Consider the following 20539-nt stretch of genomic DNA (forward strand, 5'->3'; position numbering starts at 1 on the left):
GGGGCGGGGGCGGGAGGACCGGCCCGACGGGCGGTCAGTGGTCGTCGGTGACCGCCAGGGCGTCGGCGATCAGGCGGGTGGCGAAGTCCTGGTCGTCGCCGACGATCCGGTTGATGTGCTCGGCGAGGAGGACGGAGGTGGCCTCCAGCGGGTTCATCTCGGCGCCGGTCCAGTCGCCGTACTGGGCGCGCCACAGGTTGGGGCTCAGGCCGGTGCCGGCGGCGATCAGGAGGCCGGCCATGGTGGGGATGACCTCGGGGCGGAAGGTGTTGGGCATCATCCGCATCGTGGCCACCAGGGTGGGCACCACGTGCTCGACCACCTCCTTGTCGTGCCGTTCGCAGACCGCCCGCAGCCAGTCCATGTACATGTAGATGAGCGTGCACACGCCTTCGAGCAGGGCGTCGGCCTCCGCGGGGCCCAGGGAGGCGGCGAACTGGTCGACCATCCGCTGCTGTTCGGGGTCGGTGCCGGTCCGGCCGTCGTAGATGGCCTTGAGCCGGGAGTCGATCACCATGAGCGCGGTGCTCACATCACCGACGGGCGCGTTGGCGGGGTCACAGGGCGATGACACAGGATTCCTCCTCGGACGGACGCAGTGAGTAGCGTCGCATGTTCGCAGGGTGGCGCGTCGAGGAAAAGCGGAATCCGAACCCGCCCGATGTCCGGTCAGCGGACGGTGACCCTGAGGTTGGCGAGCAGGGCGGTGCCGTCGGCGGAGGTGGCGAGGACGCGGCCCGAGCGGTGCCAGTAGGTGACGGCGCCGGCGTGGCGGCGCACCCCGATCCGGCCGCCGGACGCGTTCGGCACCAGGACGGTGACCTCGGGCGCGGAGCACGGGCCGGTCCCGGCGTACGCGCGCAGGCCGGTGCCGTCGGGGGTCGGCACGGTGAGCGCCCAGTGGTCCCCGTCGGCGGCCGGGCCGATCATCGCCCTTCCGTCCACGGTCAGTTCGGTGTCCGGGAGGCTGGAGGTCCAGCGCAGGACGGTCCGGTCGTCGGAGCTCATGCCACCGTCGGCGTCCAGCAGTCCGGCGGGCACCGGCTCGACGCTGAGCAGGCCGCCGGCGGCGAGCGCGACCGGGTCGGGGGCGGCCCCCAGGCCCGTGCCGAACCGCAGGCCCGTGCCGAACTGCAGGCCCGTCAGGGCGTCGTCCACCCGCAGGCGGGCCCGCAGCTCCCAGCCGGGCAGGTCCCAGCGCCACACCTCGGTGAGGGGCGAGCGGGCGGTCGACGGGCTGCGGACGAGCGCCGCGCAGCCGCCCGCGGTGCGGGTGATGCCGCCCAGCAGCCGTTCCTCGCCGCCGAGTTCGCGCCAGACGGCGACCGGGCGCGGGACCGTGGTGTCGAGGACGACGATGCCGCCGTCCGCCGCGGCGATCAGCCGGTGGCCGTCGTAGGAGGGGGCCAACCGCCGGGCCCGCAGGGTGGTCCAGGGCCGGACGGTGCGGGTGGCGAGGTCGAGGTGGGCGAGTCCGAGCAGGTCGGGACCGTGGTCGGTCACCAGCAGCGCGCCGCCGCCGTGGTCGGCGAGGACCAGTCGGTCGGCGGGGGTGTCCCAGTGGGCCCGGGTGCGGCCGTCGGGGCCGAGCAGCCGGGCGCCCGCCTGGCCGCAAGCCACCAGCAGCGAGCCGGAGGCGAGCAGTACCGCGTCCAGGACCGGCAGGGTGCCCGGCCGTTCGACCGCCGTGTACACGGGGGCGGCGCCGGCGCGCCGGGGCAGCGGCCGAGGGCGGGGCAGGTCGGCGGCGGTCAACGGGTCGGCGCGGCCGAGCAGTCGGTCGAACAGGCTGTGCTCGGCCACGCCGCCGGGGCCGCCGAACTCGCCGCCGAGGCCGCCGTCGCGGACGGCGGCCCGGGCGGCCGCGGTGGCGAGTTCGCGGTCGGTGGCCGGGTCGGCGGCGGGGAGGCCGGCCAGGGTGGCGGCCAGCACCGAGCGGCCGGTGGTGCCCGGGTGGCCGTCGCTGTCGAGGACGGCACGGGCGAGCGTCCGGGTGGCGGGCCCGGCGTCCAGGGCCAGCAGGTAGGGCAGGGCCCGGCCCCGGGTGGGGCCGCCGAGGGCGACCGCGTCCCGCAGGTCGGCGGCGACCGAAGGGCGGAGCGCCTCGTCCGGCCAGGCCGCCTCGACCGCGCCGAGCCGGTCGCCGGCCGCGCGGCAGTGCTCGGCCCAGGCCGCGCGCAGTCCGCGGGCGGCCTGCGGATCGGTGGCGGCCAGCCGTTCGACGGCGGTGGCGAAGGCGCCCCGGCGGTGGGCGGTCCGCACGGCCCGCGCGCGATCGCCGGCCCGCCACCACAGGCGGACCACCAGGTCGGCGGCCAGTTCGCGGCCCTCGGCGAGTTCGGCGGCCTGGGTGAGGCGGTCGTGCCGGTCGAGCAGGGCGACGGCCTCGGCGGGCGCCGCCAGCAGGTCGGCGAGGACGAAAGCCGCCTCGTCGAACCGGCCCTGCCGCTCCAGCCGCTCGGCGGCGGCCCGGTAGAGCTCGGTGAGGTGCTGGTGCACGGCGAGGCCGGAGAACGCGTTGGTCGCGACCGGGCCGACGCGGTGCGGGGTGGGGCGCAGTTGCCCGGTGAAGCGCTTGGGCAGGGCGAGGGAGAACCAGGGTCGCCCCCCGGCCGCCGTGTCGCCGCGCTCCCGGCCGGCGAGCGGGAGGGCGTCGCGCAGGGCGTCGTCCCAGCGGTGCTGCTCGAAGGCGCGGGTGAGGTCGCGCAGGTAGCGGGTGTGGCGCTGGTGGAGGAGGTGGGCGGCGGGGGTGCGCAGGGTGAACCGGGCCAGCAGGTCGCCGAGCCAGGGGCGGCGGCCCCGGCGCGGGGCGGGGGCGCCACCGGCGGGGGCGCCGTTGGCGGTGCTCCCGGCGGCGGGCGCGGCGGCGGCTGTGGTTTCGCCCCCGTCCCGGTCGGCGCGCCGGCCGAAGAGCAGGCCATAGGCGAGGGCGGCGGCGATCGAGGCGTAGACGATGCCGCCCGGGTCGACCTTCAGGTCCTTGAGCAGGCCGAGGCCGAAGAGCACCACGAACAGCAGGGGCACCACCATCAGCAGGACGACGACGACCGCCGCGTGGTGGGGGGCGAGGGCGATCGGCCGGGTGGTCTGCCACCAGGCGGCTCCTCCGCCCGCGCGCCCGGCGGAACGCCCTGCGGCACGCCCGCCGGACTGCCTGCCGGACTGCCGGTCAGCCTGCCGCCGGGCCCGGCGGCCGCGCGCCGGCGGCGCCTCGGCGGTCAGCCGGCGGGCCCGCCCGGAGGTCGGCCGGATGCCGGCCGCCGCCCTCAGGTCCGGCCGGGGGACGACCGGCACCGAATCCTCGACGGGCGGTGCCTCGGGCGCCGGGGCCGCGCCGACCGGACGCGGCCGGTGCAGGGCGAGGCCGGTCGGGTCGAGCCAGTCGGCGGGGTCCAGCCCGGGCAGCTCACCGATTACCCGGGTGACCGCCACTCCGCCCTCCGCCAGCACGAGCCGGCCGTCGGCGGTGACCGCGGCGGAGCCGGAACCGGTACCAGGAGTGCCCGCGACCGACGGCGCGCCGTGCCCGGTGCGCTCCAGCGGAAGCCCGGGCGCCCGGTCCGCCCGGGTGCGGACCGGCTCGGGCAGCAGCAGGAGCCAGCGGCCGTCGGGCAGTTCGCACAGCCGCGCGTCCGCGCGCCAGAGGTCGAGGACGCGCCCGGCGGCCTCCGGCACACCGATCAGCGGCACGTCGAGCACGAAGCCGGTGGCGAGGACGGTCCCGGTGGCACTCCTGGCGGCACTCCCGATGGGGGCGTTCACTCGTTGCTTCCGATCACATGGTGGGTCCGGCCGGTGGTGGCGTCGCCGACCACGACCTGGCCGGACGAGTACTCTCTCGCGATCAGCGGTCGGGTGGGGTGCACGGCCGGTGGGGCGGTGCCGCCGGAGAACCCGCTCAGGGTGCGGGTGCCGTCGTACCGGATCGCTCGCACCATCCGGCTGTCGGGGGACCAGGTGATCAGCACCGGCTCGCGCCGGTCGTGGACCAGGCCGGCCACCTGGGCGTTCTCCCGGAACGACAGCCGCCGATCCTCGCCGAGCCGGGACCGGACGGTCCAGTTCTTGCCGTCCTCGGACCAGGCGGCGGTGCCGCCCGCGTGCACCAGGTGCCGGGCCCGCAGCGCGTCGGGCTGCAGCGTCTGCTCGAACAGCCGTGGTTCGCGGTGCCGTTCGAAGCCGCGCGGGCCCTCCGCGCGGTGGCCGACCGGTCCGTCGTCGGTGACGGCGCCATCGGGCGCGATCCGGCGCCAGCGGCCGGCGACCGGGACGAGCAGGTCGTCCCCGGAGCGCAGCAGCGGCAGCACGGGGCGGCTCGCCAGTACCTGCGCGACCGTCGCGTCGAGGCCGAGGAGGGCCGGGTCGACGACGAACTCCCCGTCCCCGGCGAGCTGTCGCCCGCTGACGTAGCGGAGCACCCGGCCTCGGTGCAGGTACAGGGCGAACAGCCGCCGGCCGGTCCGGCCGGCAGCGATGACCTGGCCGTTCAGGTGGTGCGCCTTGGCCCGGGTGACGACGGCGTGCTTGTGCTCGGTCTGGCGCACGTCCGTGGCGAGCAGGATCCCCTCGTGCCGGCCCCGGGCAAGCAGGACCGGGGCGTCGGTGGTGAAGACGGGCAGGGCCCGGCCGGGCGTGCTCGCCGCGTCGGCGGGCGTCGGGACGAGGGTCGGCCCGTTCCGCCGGAACTCCGCGCCGCGCAGCGCCCGGACGGCGATGTCGCCTGCGGGCAGGGGTAGTTCGAGCTCGGTCCGGTCGAGGCGGACGGTGACGTGGGTGGCGCCCTCGGGGCCCCAGCGGGCCACCTCGGTGGCGAGGACCCGAGGCGTGCCGGAGGGTCCGCCCGCAGCCGTAGCGGGACCGGACTGCAGGCCCGGGAGCCCGTCGGCGAGCCGGGGCGAGGTGAGCAGCCAGACCCGGTCGGCGGCGTCCAGGCCAGCGGTGGCCTCCCGCACCTGCTCGACGGTCGGCTCGGCGGGGCGGCGGGCCGCGAGCCAGGAGGGCAGCAGGTCGGCGGGCGCGGCGGAGAGCCACCAGCCGGGCGGGTCGCCGACCACACCCACCCGCATTTCGCTGCCGCGGGCGGCGGCCCGGCGGTGCAGCACCAGCAGCGCGGCCAGTTGGACCAGTCGGCCGGCCCCGGCCTGGGACGGGCCGGCGTCGACCAGGACGACCGTCCGGCCGCGCGTGACGGTGCTGCGGAACTCGGGTGCGAGGTAGAGGAGTTCGCGGTCGACGAATCGGCGCAGGAACTCGTCGGGGTGTTCCTCGGCGAGCAGCCACTCGGCGGGCAGCAGTTGCTCCGGCCGGCCGGAGCGGCCGATCCCGCCCGTCCCGTCCGGCTCCCCCGGTCCGTCGCTCACCGGCTCGCGGGGGCCGACCAGTTGGTCCAGGCCTCGCAGCAACGGGCCGAGGGCAACCGCGAGTTCGGGGCTCAGCGCGGACAGCGCCCCGGCCCAGGGGGCGAGGGCGGCGGGCAGTCGGGTGGCGGGCAGTCGGGTGGCGCTCATCGTCCGGCCCGCCTGGTCAGGGGCGTGAGGGCGTCCGGGTCGGTGGCGGCGGCCGGCGGTGCGGCCACCAGGGCGTGGCCGGGGACGAGCAGGCAGAGGTCGCCGGGCCGGGCACCGAGGGCGGCCCGCCAGAGGCCGGCGGCGGGTCGGGGGCGGGCGGTGGTCGGGACCAGCAACTCCTCGTCGTGGCCGAGGTAGTGGGCGCCGTCCGCCCACGGGAGCTCGTCCTCGGCGCCGAGCACGAGCAGGGTGGTGTCGTCGGCGAGCACGCCGAGCCGGGCACCGTCGGTGAGGCGGTCCCGGGTGGCGGCGGCCAGCGCCGGGACGGCGTCGCCGACCGCGAGGACGGCGGCGGCGGTCAGCGGGGGCTCACGACGCTCCCAGGTGAGCGCCACGGCGGGTGGTGGGGTCGGTTCGCCGATGGTCACGAGGGCGCGACCGCCGCGACGAGCTCGGCGCGTATGCCGGCCAGGGCGGCGGGCAGGTCGGCCGGGGCGAAGCCCGCGTCGATCTCGCGCAGCGCGGCCTCCAGGCGCAGCCGGGAGTCCCGGCCCTCGGGCAGGCCGCGGTGGTCGGCGAGCAGGGCGGCGCCGGTGCGGGCGAGTCGTTCGGCGCGGGCGGCCGAGCTGCGCGACAGCTCCTCGGCGGCGTGGGTGAGGCTCTGGTTGGCGGCCTTCTCGATCAGGTCGCCGAGGGTGTCGCGGGCCAGCGCCTGGGTGTCGGCGGTGGGCGCGACCAGCGGCAGCACCCACAGGTCGCGCGCGGTGGCCACGGTCCGGCCGTCCAGGACGGCGGCGGCCGCGACCAGGCGCTGGGAGCGGACGGCCCGCCGGTCGCCGACGGGCACCCCGGCGGCGCGCAGCCGGCGCAGCGCGAAGGCGAGCAGCGGGGTGACGCCGTCGAGTTCGCAGTCCCGCGCGGCGGCGGCGAGCCGGTCGAGCGCGCCGAGCCGGTCGTCCGGGACCGCCGGAGCGTCCCTGCGGGCCGCGAGCGGGGCCGGGGCGGGGGCCGGGGCCGGTCGGCGGCCGGCCTCCAGGAGCTCCTCCAGCCGGGCGTCGGCCACCGGGTCGACGAAGACCCGGGCGAGGAAGCGGTCGGCGAAGGCGGCGAGCGCCGGGTCCTCCGGCAGCTGGTTGGCGGCGCCGACGCAGACCCGCAGCGGGCTGGCCAGGACGGTGCCGCCGCGCCGGAACACCCCCTCGTTGAGCAGGCCCAGCAGGGTGTTGAGGACGGCCGTGGAGCCGAGGAACACCTCGTCGAGGAAGGCGACGTCCGCCTCGGGCAGCATGCCGGCGGTCTCGAACTCCACCCGGCCCTCGCGCAGGCTGCGCAGGTCGACCGGGCCGAACAGCTCGTTGGGCTCGGTGAACCGGCCGAGCAGGTACTCGAAGTACCGGCCGCCGAGCTGCCCGGCCACCCGCCGCACGGCCTCCGACTTGGCGGTGCCGGGCGGTCCGACGACGAGCAGGTGCTCCCCGGCGACCGCGCAGAGCGCCACCACCTCGGCGACCGTCTCCCGGTCGACCAGGCCGCGCCCGGCGGCGGCCACGACGCCCGCGATCAGCTCGGCGTCCTGGCGGAGCGCGACGGGAGGGGCCTCGGCGGGGGTGCTGGTGTCGGTCACAAGCACGGGATTCTACGGCTGTCGAACCGGCCATCACCAGCGGGTTTCCGCCGGGCCCTTACCCCTGGTCGGGACCCGGCGGAAGGCTCAGCCCGCCGGCTTCCAGAGCCGGCCTCCCCCGGTCAGGCAGCCGCCGTTCGGGTAACCGTTCTGCATGTTGCGGACGGCCCGGATCCGGTACCAGCCGTTGCCGTACTCCTCGAACCGCCAGGACCGGTTGCTGCCGCCGTGCTCCTTCACCAGGTGCGTCTTCCACTCGTTGGGGACGTCAGATGCCCGGCGAGGCGCTGAGCGAGTTCCTCGGGTGTGACGGTCTCGATGCCCAGGGCCTGGGCCTTGTCGAACTTGCTGCCCGCGTTCTCTCCGGCGACGACGAGGTGGGTGCGGGCGGAGACGCTCGAGGACGGGCGACCCCCTGCCCTGGTGATCAGTTCGGTCATCTCGGTGCGGGAGCGGTCCGCAAGGGGCCCGGTCATCGCGCCGGTCACTACCACGGTCATCCCGGCCAATGGCAGCTCGGTCTCCGCCCTCCGGGCGGTCGTCTCCGCGTCGGCCTCGGCATCGGTGGGAGCGGGTGGGACGAAGCCGGGCTGGTCCATGTTCACTCCTGCGGCGAGGAGTTTGTCGATGAGCGGGGCGAGGTCGGCCAGTTCCGCCACGATCACCGGGGCCTTCTCGCCGCCGATTCCGTCGACGTTCTCCAACGCGACCGCATCGGCGTCTCGGACGGCTTGCATGGAACCGAAGTACGCGGCGATGCGCAGCGACATGGAGCGGCCGGTGCCCAGGACGCCGAGGGCGCAGAAGACGCGATTGAGGGGTCTGGTCCTGGCGGCCCCGATGGCGGCCATGAGGTTGTCGGCGCTCTTGGCTCCCATGCGGTCCAGGGTGAGCAGTTGGTCACGGGTGAGGGTGAACAGGTCGGCGAAGTCCTCGATCAGTCCCTTGTCGACGAGTTGGACGATGATCTTCTCGCCGAGGCCGTCGATGTCGAGCGCGTCTCGGGCGACGGCGTACCGGATCGCCTCGGTCCGGCCGCAGGCGCGTCCTCGCTCGCAGCGCCAGCGCTCCTGGCTGCGGTCGATGTCGGCACCACAGCGCGGGCAGAGTTCAGGAAGGGCGATGGGCTCCTCACTGCCGCTGCGGAGGCCGAGAACCGCGCCTTCGACGCGGGGGATGACCTCGCCCGGTATCGCGGCACAAGCCGTGTCCCACGCTTGCTGTGTCTCGCTCCAGGCGTGTTGGCACGTGCGCTGAGCTACAGCAGTGAAGCTTATGCGTGTTGCATTGGAAGGTTGCTCGCCCCACTCCCAAGTGATGCAAATCACACACAGGGTTGCTTGGGTAAAGGTGCACCTGGACCAGCGGTCTGCCGAGGGGTCGACCCTTCAGGGCGACCGCCAGTCCAGGAACCAACGGTGAGGCCAGCCCTACTGGCCCGGGGCGTCATCGATCAGGCCGTAAGGAGCCGGGCCTCCAGCACCGCCGTAGCGTGCAACGACGGCCCCTTCGACGGAAGGCGGCGGCACGTTGTCCACCAGGATGATCTGAGCGCCAGCGCCGGCACCTCTGAGCCACAAGTCCAGGTGTCGGTAGATCCTCCGAACGATTGCTTCTCCGGCGAACCCCTCATCTTCGCCGGAAACAGCAGCCTGACCAGGCTGAGTCTCTGGTGCGAGGTTCTTCTGCGGACTGTCAACCATCAGGAAACCAGGATGCCGTCGACCCTCCTCGTAGGCCAGCTCGAAAATTGCCAGCTCCCAGGCGAGGGAGATCAATGTTGTTGCGCCCGATGACCCGACCTGGTCGTAGCGGATGCCACGTACGTGCGGCAGGAGATTCTTGTCGATGAACGCTTCTGAAAGCTTTGGATAGCCGAAGCTTTCGAGGATTTCAGAGAATCTTGCGGAGAGGCTATCCAGAAGAGCTGTACGGCCCCGGCGATTGGCCTCGGACTCTGCGAGACGTCGACGAAGGTCACTTAGTCTCACGGCAAGATCCTGCACCGATCGGTCCTTCTCCGAAGTCGACTCCAGCATGCGCTGGTGCTGGAGCAGTTGGCTTCTGACCGTTACCGCGTCAGAGACGGCTGCCGTGACTGCGTCCCGCTCGCTCAGGAGAGGAGTGATAGCGTCTCGGGTCAAGAGGTCGAGGCGGCGCTGGAGTTCTGCGCTTTCCGCGTCGAACTGGGCAACAGATTTCCTTGCCTCAATCGCCTCGACCTCAACGGCAGCAATGTAGCCGTTGAGCTCCTTCAGACGCCGCCGTGTACTGTTCAGCTCTTTTGTCACATCCACGTCATCGATGGCAACCGAGGCAGCCGCGTCTGCGCCGGGGTGCAGGCCGTCTTGCAGCGCAGAGTGCTCAAGGTGACGAATTTCCGATCGGCAAAGGGAGCAATGCCCGTTGACTACCTCAGCACTAGGGATATCGGAAGCGCATGCAGGGCAGACAATGACACTCAGAGGATCGAATAGACGCTTCGCTTCTTTGAGCATCGTAAGCTTCTTTAGGTCATCAGAATACTGCGCACGAAGTGGCGCGAGCCTCCTCAGAAGAGTTTCGCGCTCACGTGCCCTGTTCTCGCTTTCGCGCGCTTCTTGCACCTTGTTCAGATACTCACTTCTGGCCTCCTCTGCGAATGCGGTACGCTCGCGCGCAACATCATCAATGTGCTCGAGTGCCAACAGTGCCTGACGGAACACTCCTTCTGCATCGACTTGGAGAGCCTCCAGTTCAACAGGATTGTCTGGCACGCCTTGCTCTCGAATGAACCGCCATACCGCCTTCAGGCCATTTCGCTCCGCTGAGAGCTCAGACTGAAGCTCTGCGATTTGCCCCGAAAGGATCGCACCGCTCTCGTCAAATACATCGAACAGAAGGTCGACAACTTGCTTGAGTTTTAGGGCTTTCGGGGGCTGGTGCTCAAAAGCGATGTTCTTGTTGTCAAGTCGCGTATTGCTCAAAAACCACAAGGGTGCAATGTCGCGGAAGCTCAGCGCATGCGTGGCAGAGTCAGGCTTCGTCGGCGCAACTTTGAGCCGGATCCCATCGAGCCCGCAAAGCTGCAGAAGGAATTTCGACAGGCTGTCTTCTGCTGACGAGTCGGTGGACAGAAGCCGAGGTGCCACCGAATCAAAGGAGGTCAGATCGCCCGAAAAGATGAGTACATCACGAGTTGATCCTTCGACCCCACGCTGGAAGACATAACGCTGCCGCGAGTACCCGAGCCTAACCGCGTCAGGGGCGACCAAGTCGCTCAGCCCTGTTCCACTGGAATCTAGATTCTGAACCGGAATATCCACCTCGATCGAAAGCTGCGCCGCCTTGACGCTGTCAACGATCTCGGGGTGTTGCGGGTGGCTTGAGCTACCCAGGCAGAAGTCGATGAACTCGAGAATTGTAGTCTTGCCAGTGCTGATTTCCCCGGCGATAATACTCAGCGCTCGAGCATGGCCCGCCTCGTCAGTGAAATCAATGGTGTAGTTCTTCCGGTACCCGAGCAGGCGAAGCCCGAGGATCCGGAACGCGGGCCAGTGAGATGTAGCCGTCATCAGTGTCCTCGCTAGAGATCGTAGAGGTCCATCATCGCTGGATCCGCTTTAAGCCAGTCCCGGCATTTTTCCTGAAGCTTAGTGTCGGGAACCTTCTCGATTCTCTTCGACACGACCTCGGCACTAGCCCTGTAGGCATCCGCATACACGCTCGTCAGCTGTTCAGAAATCTCGCGTCCGGAATCTGTAATGATGTAGACTCGGTGACCTTTAGAGGTACTTGCCTTGGCGAGGCCATAAGCCACGAGCATTGCCAGATCGTTCTGTAGCCGACTCCTCCTGGTGATGAATCGATGGCCAGGAGAAGCATATGTAAGCGGCTTGACCGAGAAGCCGGCGAGCACCAGATGGCGGAATTCTGAATCTGTTTCCCCGATTACCAGAAACGGATTTGCGGAGAAGAAATCCAGCGCCCCAAGTCGATCAATGTTGGGATTAATTTTACTTGAGCTGGTAATCTCCAGGAGCATGATCAGCTGAGCCAGCCTGAATGCCTTCTCGTCCTCGGGGCGGAAGTACAGATCATTCTGCGCCTTCCCCAGAGGGGAAGCATCGGGTTTTGTCGACATCCTCAAACGCCTCCCTCTTCCAGTGGCTGGCTCGACGTGGGCTCAGACGTTTCTGCGACCGTACCTGTTGGCGCTTCCGCAGCAGCCAACCCTACCTGGGGCTCTTGAGTTGACCTTGAGTGATCGGCTGCCACATCTCTGTAGTCACGTACCCAGCCAGCTCTTCCGTCATTCACGCGCTGGTGCATGATCCCAAACGCATGGACCAGCCCGCACCTGATCTCGGCCGGAAGATTCGGATGGTAGTCCCGAATTGCATCCATAACTTCGACATACAAGCCGATCAGTCTACGATCGTCGCCTGCCTGCGTGGCCGTATTGAATCGCTGAGCCCAAAGAGAGCCCAGTCGCTGACGCGCCTCGGCAAGGGCTTGGATTTCTTCCGTCATGCCCTTATCGGAAATTTCATGACTTAGGATCTCGGCATTGAAGAACTCTTCTTTCGCTTCGTCGCATTCAAGCATTCCAGCTTCGTGCATTTGGCGAACAAAGAGGGCGCCATCGTACTTGCCGAAGTCATCCAGGGTGACCGTGGGTCGGCTTGTGGGGGGTGCTACGGTGACCTTTGTGGTGAAGTAATATTCGCGCACTTCGCGCGCGTCCTCGGACTGGAGGAGGCGGCGCAATCGCATCGCATTCCAGAGTACGATCGTTACGCCGTCATCTTTTTCCTTCTTCTTTTTCCAGGTCAGCCACCATTTTTCCGTTGGCCCATCAAAGTCAACGGGAATGCAGAGTGTCCAGCTTGCGAGCTTGTACTTCTCGCGATCGGCACATTTCTTTGCCTGGTCATAGGCGTCGCGAACTTGAGCCTTTTGAGTGTCGCCAAACCCATCGATAAAGTATTTTGACTGCCATACGTCGGCTTCACCTTCCACGAGAGTGCCAACGTAGGCGTCGATCCCCCAGTCTCCGGGGTTCGCTTCCAGAGTCGAGCTTCCTGGGAACTTTACGTCGACGACATCCTGAATCATCTTTTCGAAGAGGTCGCGTCCGCCGGCGGTGCTGCCGGTACGAATTTTAAGGAACTCAAAATTGATAAGCCCTGTTCCCAGGATTGGAACGCTTGTCATACGTCCTGCCCGTCTCCCGGCCGTCTGGAGAGCAGTGAGCTTCGCGGTGCACCGCAGGGCTGGTTCACGCTCATCCTGGATTATGGTCTGAAGGCGGACGCCTAGGCCACCAGGTTGCCCTGATTTCCTAGACCGCCGCCGAAGGGGCTGGTCCGGTTCGCCAGCTCCGGGGGATCAGTAGTTCCAGGACGCTCCTGTCCCCCGGTACTCCTCGACCGGGATCGGCTGGACGCCAGGGTTCATGCGGTCGGTGTAGAGCAGGCCGTCCAGGTGGTCGACCTCGTGGGCGATGAGGCGGGCGAGCCCGAACTCGTAGGGCACGGTGGCCACAGTGCCGTCCAAGTCGGCGGAGGCGACGTGCATCCGTAGGGGCCGGGGGACCATGCCTCGGACGTCGAAGAAGCTGAGGCAGCCCTCGTACTGTTCGTCGCTCTCGTCGGAGACGGTGGTGACCTTGGGGTTGAGCAGGATGATCGGCTCGACGCCGGGGGTGGGCGGCAGGATGATCGCCGCGGCCCGTGGGATGCCGATCTGGGGGGCGGCGATGCCCATGCCCTTGGCGAAGGAGTGGACGCGGCCGATCCGGTCGATCGCGGTGAGCAAGTCGTCGATCACCGCCTGTGCGGCGTCGCGTTCGCCGGGCAGGTCGAACGGCTCAGCCGGCCGGTGGAGGATGGGGGTGCCCTGCTGGATGACGCCGAGGGACTGCATCTGCTGGCTGGGTCGCACCTCGATCACCTGGTCTCCTTCGTCTGCTGCTGGTCAGGACCTGCGCGGAAGCGCCATTCGAGGCGGAAGCGGGCGTGCAGCGGCGGGTCGTCGGTGGCCCATGCGAACTGCCGCCGGTCACCAACATTGTTCCGCTCGATGGCAGTTCGAAGCGGGGCGGCCTCGGCGGTCATCGACGTCTCTGTCCCCCACGCCACCGGATCAAGGTCGGCCGGGAAGTCGAGGCGGACGGCAAGGTGCTCGGTTGGCAGCCGTACGGCCCGCTGGAACCAGTGGCCCCACTTGTCTGCACCCACCGAGTAGGCGTACTCGATCCAGGTCGCCTCGCCCGGATACAACGGGAAGCGGCCCTGCTCGTTGTCGAACAGAAGCCAGATCTCCTTGAAGGCGTCCCGGTCGTGCTTGGCCTGCCACCGCATCTCCTCGCCCTGGCAGGAGGCGGTGATCGCCAACTCGTCCCAGGTCAGCGGGTGTTCGCGGTAGTGCGCGTTGGACCGCTCGGGCTCGCCCGGGTAGCGGTCGACGGCGATGCGGATCAGGTATCGGGTGATCGGCTCAGTGCCGGTGTTCCGCAGCCGCCGACGCATCGCCAACCGGTAGGCAGCACCGTCGAATTCGAGGACGGCCTCGTCGTGCTCGACCAGGATCGCGGAGCCGGAGGCGTACGGCTGCTCGGGCCGACGCGGGGCCGGCGGCCCGCCCTGCGGGCGGCTGCGGGGCCGCCCCGCGTCGTACTCGGTCCAGCGCCGCCAGATGGCCTTGCCCGCGTTCAGCGCCTCGTCGGCCCGGCGGGCAAAGTCCTCCGTCGGCTTGTGACGGCCGGACTCGACGTGGCTGACGTATGAGGGGTCGAAGCCCATCTGGCGGGCCAGCGCGCGCTTAGACAGTCCACGCACTTCCCGCCAGTGGGCGACCTCGGCGGCGAACGCCTCCGCCGTCGGGTCGGCAACCTCGTCGTCGGCCTGCGTCTCCATCCGCTCCGCCCAAGGTTAGTGATGAATGAACCGTGAGTGACCTTAGCTCACCATCCCGTCACGGTCCCGTCTGCGGCTGTCATTATCCCATCGGCCGTGCACCTCAAGCGCCTGAGCTGCAAGAACTCTCCATCTTCCCTCCTAACGCTAGGAGTTCGCCGTGCCCGAGACCGCCAGACGTCACCGGGGCAGGCACCACGATCCCCGTTAGGACGGCGCTCGGTTCGGTCTGGGCACTCGGCGCTCAACACTGCTGTGGGGCCTCAGACACCTGGCCACGATCGCAGTGCTCAGGATTGCCGCCGATCACCAGCCAAGCATCACCATCCGGTCGCGGCACGTCCGCACGGCCTTCCCGATCACGACCCGGCCGGCTGAAGCCTTAGCCCACGTTCCCGCGACTGCCTGCATCGAAGCCAGCGCCCGCCTGACGACTTGGAGGACAAACCTCGTGCCGCGCCTGCCAGAACCACAGCCTCTCCCGCGCGATCCGGCTGCCTCGCCCGAACCCGCCGTCTTCGCCCGTCGCACCGCGGTCGTCACCGGCGCCGCCGGGTTCATCGGCTCGCACCTGTGCGAGCGCCTGCTGGACCTCGGGGCCGAGGTGGTCGGCATCGACAACCTACTGACCGGCCGCCTCGACAACCTCTCACACCTGCGCTCGGCCGACGGCTTCCAACTCCAGGCCGACGACGTGACCCAGCCCTTCACGGTGGTCGGCCCCGTGGACTTCGTCTTCCATCTCGCCTCGCCCGCCTCGCCACTGGACTATGCCCGCCACCCGCTGGCCACGCTGAAGGTTGGCGCGATGGGCACGCTCAACGGCCTGGAGCTGGCCGAGGCCAAGCACTCCCGGTTCCTGCTGGCCTCGACCTCCGAGGTGTACGGCGACCCGCTCGTCCACCCGCAGCCCGAGCAGTACTGGGGCAACGTCAACCCGGTCGGCCCCCGCAGCGTCTACGACGAGGCCAAGCGGTACGCCGAGGCCCTGACCTCCTGCTTCCAGCGCACCGGCAGCACCCCCACCCGGATCGTGCGGATCTTCAACACCTACGGCCCGAGGATGCGTGCCGACGACGGCCGCGCGGTGCCCACCTTCATCCAGCAGGCACTGACGGGCGAGCCGATCACGGTTGCCGGCGACGGCAGCCAGACCCGCTCGCTGTGCTTCGTCGCCGACACCGTCGCCGGTCTGCTCGCCGCCGCCACCTCGGACCATCCCGGCCCGGTGAACCTCGGCAACCCGCACGAGATCACCATGCTGCAGCTCGCCGAGGAGATCCGGGCCATGACCGGCTCCACGTCCGAGATCACCTTCGTCCCGCTGCCTGCCGACGACCCCAAGCGCCGCTGCCCCGACATCACCGCCGCCCGCGCCCACCTCGGCTGGGAGCCCACCACCCACCTGCGCGACGGCCTGCGCCAGACCCTCGACTGGGCCCAGCAGCACTTCCCCCGCCAGTCCACTGCCACCGCCGGAAGGAGCGCCTCGTGAACGTCTCCACGCGCCCGCTGCCCGCGATCGTCTGCGGGGTTGACGACGGATACGCCCGCCCGCTGCGGACGCTGATGCACTCGATCGCCGCCGCCCACCCCGGCACCGTCGGCGAACTTCGCCTGATCGTCCTCGACCAGCAGATCAGCGACACCAACCGGACGGCGATCCGGCGCGACGCCGACCGCATCGGCCTCGCCACCGAGTTGCGGCCGGCACCGATGACCGACCCGCGCTACCCCGTCTCCGACTGGGTGAGCGGCGCCGTCTACGTGCGCCTGGCCATCCCCGAAGTCATCCCCGACGAACGCCGGGTGCTCTACCTGGACGCCGACACCCTGGTGCTCGGTGACCTGCGCCCGCTGCTGCGGCAGTCCCTGGACGGGCGCCCGATCGGTGCGGTGCGAGACCCGCAGAACCCGGTCGTCGGCCGCGGCATCCAGCTGCCCGCTTGGGGCGAGCTCGGTGTTCCTTACGGCCGGGACTACTTCAACAGCGGGGTCATGCTCCTTGACGTCGACCGCTGCCAGCGGCTCGGCGTCTTCGACCGCTCCCGGCAGTTCCTGTCCGAGCACCCCGACAAGGTCCGGTTCTGGGACCAGGACGCCCTGAACTGGGCCGTCGACGACAACTGGCAGCGTCTGGAGCGGCGTTGGAACACCTTCGCGATGTCGCCGCAGGCCGCGCAGCCCGATTTCATCCACTACGCCGAGGCCGACAGCCCGCTCGCCCAGCTCCTCCAGGACGAGACGACTGCTGCACTCGTGCACTTCGCCGGCCCCGACAAGCCCTGGCAGGACAGCTACCCGGCGGGCCAGCTCCGGGACACCTACCGCCTGTTCCACGACTACGTCGCCGACGGCAGCACCGAGTGAACACGAGAGGGTACAAGTCGCTGTGGCGAAGCCCGGCCTGGTGGATCGCCGCCTCCGTGGCCGGGCGCAACGTCAACGGGCTGCGGCAGGTCCGCCGGACGCTGGCCTGGGCCGACCGGCCCGCGCCGACCGGGAATCTCAAGGCGCTGGCGGAGCCGATGGTGTTGCACGTCATCGTGCCGGTGCTGCGAGAGCAACAGCAGATCGCCGCCGCGCTGGCCTGGTTCGTCCCTCTCCTGCGCGACCTCCCCGGCTCGACGCTGACCCTGGTGACCACCGCCCGCGAGGAGGCCGAGCGGCATCACCTGGCCGCCCGACTGGCGGGGGCGACGGCGGCCGACCTCACGGTGGAGCGCTTCCCACAGCTGACCTGCGACGAGCTGACCGCCCTCGGTGCGGCCCTGACCGCCGCCGGCGAGGGCTCGCTGACCGGCGCCCTGGCGGCCGAGGTGCTGTCCGGCTTCCCCACCACGGCGGACGTCGTCACAGCGGAACTCGCTCGCCTTCCGCAGTCCGACCCCCTGGTCAGGCACGTCCACTACCGGGGCGACGGGCGCAAGGCCGCACAGGTGAATGCCGCCGTCGAACAGCTCGCCGCCGCGGGCCAGGAGTACATCGCCGTCTACGACGTGGACTCCCGTCCGAGCCGCGAGCTGCTGGAGCGGACCGCCGCGTTCCTGGCCCGCCGCCTGGCCGACGACGGCGAACTCCCGAGCGTCGTGCAGCAGTCCGCCCGCTTCACCACCCAGGGGGCGGCCGGCACCTGGTGGGAGCGGAGCCTGTGCCGAGGCGCCGCCCGCGCCCAGACCCTGTGGACCCTGCGCCGCGAGATCCCCAACCTCCGCCGGTACACCGATGCCGCCCGACGCCCGCACACCAGCTCCGGTCTGCCGGGGCTGGCCCAGACCGTCGGCCACGGTCTCCTCGTTCGCATGGACGTCTTCCGGCAGGTCGGCGGGCTGCCCACCTTCACCGTCCTCGACGACGTCGCCTTCGGCTACCGGCTCACCCTGGACGGCATCCCCGTGGACAGCCTGCCCTTCACCACCACCGTGCCGGCGGCCGAGTACGTGAGCGAGCTGCTGGCCCAGGGCGAGCGCTGGTTCCAGAGCTACCTCGACTACCCGCAGTGCGCCACCCGGTGGCACGCCGAAGGCCACGGCCGCCGCCGCGACCACGCGGCGGCCCTGACCATCGGCGCCTACCGGGGCCTGGCGTGGCTGCTGGTCTCGCCCGCCACCGCGCTCTGCCTGGCCCTCACGCTCGGCCCGCGCACGCGCCTGCCCGTCCGGGCGGCGGCTGCGACGGCACTCTGGGCGGCCACCGTCGCACCGGTCCGAGCACTCGCCGCGGCCGAAGGTCGCCCCCTGACGGGGCGGGAGACCGCCGTGCGGAGCGAGGAGACGCTGGCCGGGCTCCTGCTCAAGAGCGTCGGCCCGCTGATGGCCCTCGGCCGCTGGGCGATCACCGGCACCCGGCTCACCGCGCTCGCCCCCAAGAGCAACCGCCGCACCGCCCCATCCACCACCACGGACAGGGAGTTCGCGTGATCCTCGGCATCGAGGGCGTCAGCTGCGTCGGCAAGACCACGCTGGCCGCCCAGCTCGCCCCCCACCTGAACCGGCCCGCCGTCATCCCCTGCTACTACCACGCCAGCCCCGACCCCACCCTGCTGCCGGCCCCCGAGCCGTTCACGGCCGAGCACCAGCTGGCCAACATCGCCCAGTTCCTGGACATCGAGGACCTGCGGCTCGCCCGGGCCAGGCAAGCCCTCGCCGAGGGCCGGGACGTGATCCTGGACCGCACCGTGGACACCCTGCTCGCCCACGCCCACGCCGTCGGCCGGATGCACGGCTTCGACTGCGACGACCAGGCCCGGCGCCTGGTCACCAGCAGGCCGGTGGCGATGCCCGACCTGACGATCGTGCTCACCGCTGATTCGGACGTGCTCGCCCGCCGGGCCCGCCTGCGCAAGGGCATGCCGACGATCTTCTACGACCGCCACTTCAGCGAGCACTTCAACTCCTACCTCGCCCACCCGCTCGCCCCGGCCGTCGTCCTGCTCGACGCCGCCAAGGGCTCGCTCGACGACCTCACCGCCCGTGCCCTCGACCACGTCCACCGCCACCAGGCCGCCCAGCACCGGCCAAGCCCGGCCCTGGGGCGGCACCCGCTCAAGGAGGCGTCGTGAAGGCCGCGATCATCGGCTGTGGCGCCATTGCCAGCCGCTGGGTCCGCTCCCTGCTCGCCGACGGCCGCATCGAGATCACCACCCTCGTCGACCCCGACCAGCAGGCCTCGCGGGTGCTCGCCGCCCGCTACGGGCTGAGCCCGGCCGTCGCCACGACGCTTCCCGAGGCGCTCGCCCAGGCCGAGGCCGATGTCGTCGTCAACCTCACCCCGCCCGAACTCCACTACCCCGTCAGCCGCTCGGCGCTCGCCCAGGGCCTGCACGTCCTGACCGAGAAGCCGCTGGCCCTGAACCTGCCCGACGCCCTCGACCTCGTCCACCTCGCCCGCGAGCGCGGCCTGCTGCTGGCCGTCATGCACAACCGGGGTGCCGACCCGGACTTCCTCGCCTTCGCCGACGCAGTCCGTTCCGGCGGACACGCGCCGTTCGCCGTCACCGCCGACACCCTGGTCACCCTGCCCGGCCCGGGCTTCCGCACCGGCCAGCACCTGCCCGTCACCACCGACCTCGCCGTCCACGCCTTCGACCAGGTCCGCGCGCTGATCACCGCACCGCCCACCGAAGTCACCTGCACCGAGACCATGACCGGCTTCCTCGCGGCCCACAGCTCGATCGCCGCGATCACCGTCCACTTCGCCGACGGCTCCCTGTTCACCTACCGAGGCGGGTACATCGCCGACCCGGCCCTGCGAACCGACGCGAACGGCGACTGGCGCGTCGAGGGCCGGGGCTTCGCCGCCCGGTGGGCCCCGGACCCCAACCGCCAACGGGACACGCCCGAGACCGGGCCGCCCGCCTACCAGCGGTGCATCACCGCGATGGTCGACGCCCTCCACCAGGACGGCCGCCTGCCGGTGCCCTCCGTCGGCAACCTCGCCTCCATCGCCCTGCTGGACGCCGCCCTGGCCTCCGCCGCCCACCGCCGCCCCGTCCCCGTGCCGGAGGTGCCCAATGCCCGCCCCTGACACCGTAATCAGCCACCCGCACCCGCTGCTGGTCGACGCGCTCACCGCAGCGGGCTTCGACGCCACCGACGCGCACTTCGCCCCGCTCAAGTCCGGCACCGACAGCCTCCCCTTCGCGGCCACCACCCGCGACGGCCACCAGCTGGTCGTCAAGGTCCGCCGCGCGGGCAGCCGCTCGCGCTACCCGACCGCCGCTTGGGCCTCGGCCCGGATGCGCGAAGCCGGTATCCCGGCCGCCAAGATCCTGTGGCACAGCCGGGAAGCGTGCGTGGAGACCCGCTGCCCCGGCCGCCCAATCGAAGCCGAGCCGCCCACGCCGCAGGACCTGGACGCGGCGAGGTGCGCGGGCGAGGTGCTCCGGCGGCTGCACACCATCGAGGTCGGCAGCTTCGGCCAGCTCGACGGCCACGGCATCGGCCAGCACGCCACCATCCAGGGCTGGTTCCTCAGCCTCACGCCCCGCAACATCCCAAGCGTCGACGGCCTCGACCTGCCTCGGCTGCTGCACCGGACCCGCTTCATCCTCGACGTCGGATCGGGCCGCCTGCCCCGCAGCACACCCCGGCTCCTGCACGGCGACTGGGTCGGCCGGCACCTGTTCACCGACGACCAGCAGATCACCGGCGTCGTCGACTTGGAGAGCGTGCGCGGCGGCGACCCGCTGGCCGAACTCGCCGGCTGGTCCCTACGCGAACCGGCCCCGATGACCGAGGCCCTGCTCGACAGCTACTTCGACGGCCCAATCCCCGCCGACCGCCTGCTGCCGTTGGTCCTGTTCCGCCTTCGCATCGCCTACTCGCTGCTGCACTTCCACGCCTCCTGCGACGAGCAGGACATGGTCCGGCTGCGGGCCGTCCAGCTCCAGGCCGACCTCGACGACCTCGACCACGGCCTCCTCTCCGCCATTCCCCGCATCACCCCCGACGCCGGCTCCGACGCGCCCCGCCGCCCGTAACCCCGCCCAGCTCCTGCCCGGAAGGACA

General features: G+C 70.8%; 18 protein-coding genes. 6 read left to right on the forward strand and 12 right to left on the reverse strand.

Annotated elements, in window-relative coordinates:
- Positions 1 to 34: 34 nt before the first annotated feature.
- From ADK60_RS06990 to ADK60_RS45625, 12 genes are all read right to left on the reverse strand, one after another.
- On the reverse strand, positions 35 to 574 hold the full coding sequence (locus ADK60_RS06990; RefSeq protein WP_030393063.1) for a hypothetical protein: 540 nt from the start codon (positions 572 to 574) through the stop codon (positions 35 to 37).
- Between the two features lie 95 nt (positions 575 to 669).
- On the reverse strand, positions 670 to 3762 hold the full coding sequence (locus ADK60_RS47505; protein WP_053644104.1) for a bpX6 domain-containing protein: 3093 nt from the start codon (positions 3760 to 3762) through the stop codon (positions 670 to 672).
- Positions 3759 to 5507, reverse strand: a complete 1749-nt coding sequence (locus ADK60_RS07000) for a hypothetical protein (protein WP_053644106.1) — start codon at positions 5505 to 5507, stop codon at positions 3759 to 3761. Before ADK60_RS07000 ends, ADK60_RS47505 begins: the two co-directional genes overlap by 4 nt.
- On the reverse strand, positions 5504 to 5935 hold the full coding sequence (locus tag ADK60_RS07005; protein WP_052709109.1) for a bpX5 domain-containing protein: 432 nt from the start codon (positions 5933 to 5935) through the stop codon (positions 5504 to 5506). The genes ADK60_RS07000 and ADK60_RS07005 overlap by 4 nt, the downstream gene beginning before the upstream one ends.
- The gene (locus ADK60_RS07010) at positions 5932 to 7131 is read right to left on the reverse strand and encodes an AAA family ATPase (protein ID WP_199839614.1); all 1200 of its coding nucleotides are present in this window, start codon (positions 7129 to 7131) and stop codon (positions 5932 to 5934) included. Before ADK60_RS07010 ends, ADK60_RS07005 begins: the two co-directional genes overlap by 4 nt.
- 87 nt (positions 7132 to 7218) lie before the next feature.
- Positions 7219 to 7371, reverse strand: a complete 153-nt coding sequence (locus tag ADK60_RS44560; RefSeq protein WP_159400331.1) for a hypothetical protein — start codon at positions 7369 to 7371, stop codon at positions 7219 to 7221.
- The gene (locus ADK60_RS07015; RefSeq protein ID WP_053644107.1) at positions 7368 to 8459 is read right to left on the reverse strand and encodes a BRCT domain-containing protein; all 1092 of its coding nucleotides are present in this window, start codon (positions 8457 to 8459) and stop codon (positions 7368 to 7370) included. Before ADK60_RS07015 ends, ADK60_RS44560 begins: the two co-directional genes overlap by 4 nt.
- A gap of 102 nt (positions 8460 to 8561) precedes the next feature.
- The gene (locus ADK60_RS44565; protein ID WP_159400332.1) at positions 8562 to 10685 is read right to left on the reverse strand and encodes a hypothetical protein; all 2124 of its coding nucleotides are present in this window, start codon (positions 10683 to 10685) and stop codon (positions 8562 to 8564) included.
- Positions 10686 to 10696: 11 nt separating this feature from the next.
- Entirely contained in the window at positions 10697 to 11254 is a 558-nt protein-coding gene (locus ADK60_RS44570; protein WP_159400333.1) for an ABC-three component system middle component 2, read from the reverse strand.
- Between the two features lie 2 nt (positions 11255 to 11256).
- Entirely contained in the window at positions 11257 to 12327 is a 1071-nt protein-coding gene (locus tag ADK60_RS44575) for a serine/threonine protein kinase (protein WP_159400334.1), read from the reverse strand.
- A 174-nt stretch (positions 12328 to 12501) separates the two neighbouring features.
- Entirely contained in the window at positions 12502 to 13065 is a 564-nt protein-coding gene (locus tag ADK60_RS45620) for a peptide deformylase (protein WP_053644110.1), read from the reverse strand.
- Positions 13062 to 14030, reverse strand: a complete 969-nt coding sequence (locus tag ADK60_RS45625; RefSeq protein ID WP_053644112.1) for a helix-turn-helix domain-containing protein — start codon at positions 14028 to 14030, stop codon at positions 13062 to 13064. Before ADK60_RS45625 ends, ADK60_RS45620 begins: the two co-directional genes overlap by 4 nt.
- Positions 14031 to 14481: 451 nt before the next feature.
- On the opposite strand from ADK60_RS45625, the gene ADK60_RS07035 reads away from it, so the two are divergent.
- Genes ADK60_RS07035 through ADK60_RS07060 form a run of 6 tightly spaced genes read left to right on the forward strand, consistent with a single transcriptional unit; the run spans position 14482 to position 20511 of the window.
- On the forward strand, positions 14482 to 15525 hold the full coding sequence (locus tag ADK60_RS07035; RefSeq protein ID WP_079008122.1) for a UDP-glucuronic acid decarboxylase family protein: 1044 nt from the start codon (positions 14482 to 14484) through the stop codon (positions 15523 to 15525).
- Positions 15522 to 16400 (forward strand): glycosyltransferase family 8 protein, encoded by an 879-nt coding sequence (locus ADK60_RS07040; RefSeq protein WP_053644114.1) that lies wholly within the window; start codon positions 15522 to 15524, stop codon positions 16398 to 16400. The genes ADK60_RS07035 and ADK60_RS07040 overlap by 4 nt, the downstream gene beginning before the upstream one ends.
- Positions 16397 to 17950, forward strand: coding sequence for a glycosyltransferase family 2 protein (locus ADK60_RS07045; RefSeq protein WP_159400335.1), 1554 nt, complete (start codon positions 16397 to 16399; stop codon positions 17948 to 17950). The genes ADK60_RS07040 and ADK60_RS07045 overlap by 4 nt, the downstream gene beginning before the upstream one ends.
- Positions 17947 to 18591 carry a nucleoside/nucleotide kinase family protein gene (locus tag ADK60_RS07050; RefSeq protein WP_053644118.1) on the forward strand — a complete coding sequence of 215 codons (645 nt, stop codon included), beginning with the start codon at positions 17947 to 17949 and terminating at the stop codon, positions 18589 to 18591. Before ADK60_RS07045 ends, ADK60_RS07050 begins: the two co-directional genes overlap by 4 nt.
- The gene (locus ADK60_RS07055; RefSeq protein ID WP_053644120.1) at positions 18588 to 19556 is read left to right on the forward strand and encodes a Gfo/Idh/MocA family protein; all 969 of its coding nucleotides are present in this window, start codon (positions 18588 to 18590) and stop codon (positions 19554 to 19556) included. The genes ADK60_RS07050 and ADK60_RS07055 overlap by 4 nt, the downstream gene beginning before the upstream one ends.
- The gene (locus ADK60_RS07060; RefSeq protein WP_053644122.1) at positions 19543 to 20511 is read left to right on the forward strand and encodes a phosphotransferase family protein; all 969 of its coding nucleotides are present in this window, start codon (positions 19543 to 19545) and stop codon (positions 20509 to 20511) included. The genes ADK60_RS07055 and ADK60_RS07060 overlap by 14 nt, the downstream gene beginning before the upstream one ends.
- Positions 20512 to 20539: the final 28 nt, after the last annotated feature.

Source organism: Streptomyces sp. XY431 (assembly GCF_001279805.1).
GTDB lineage: Bacteria > Actinomycetota > Actinomycetes > Streptomycetales > Streptomycetaceae > Kitasatospora > Kitasatospora purpeofusca.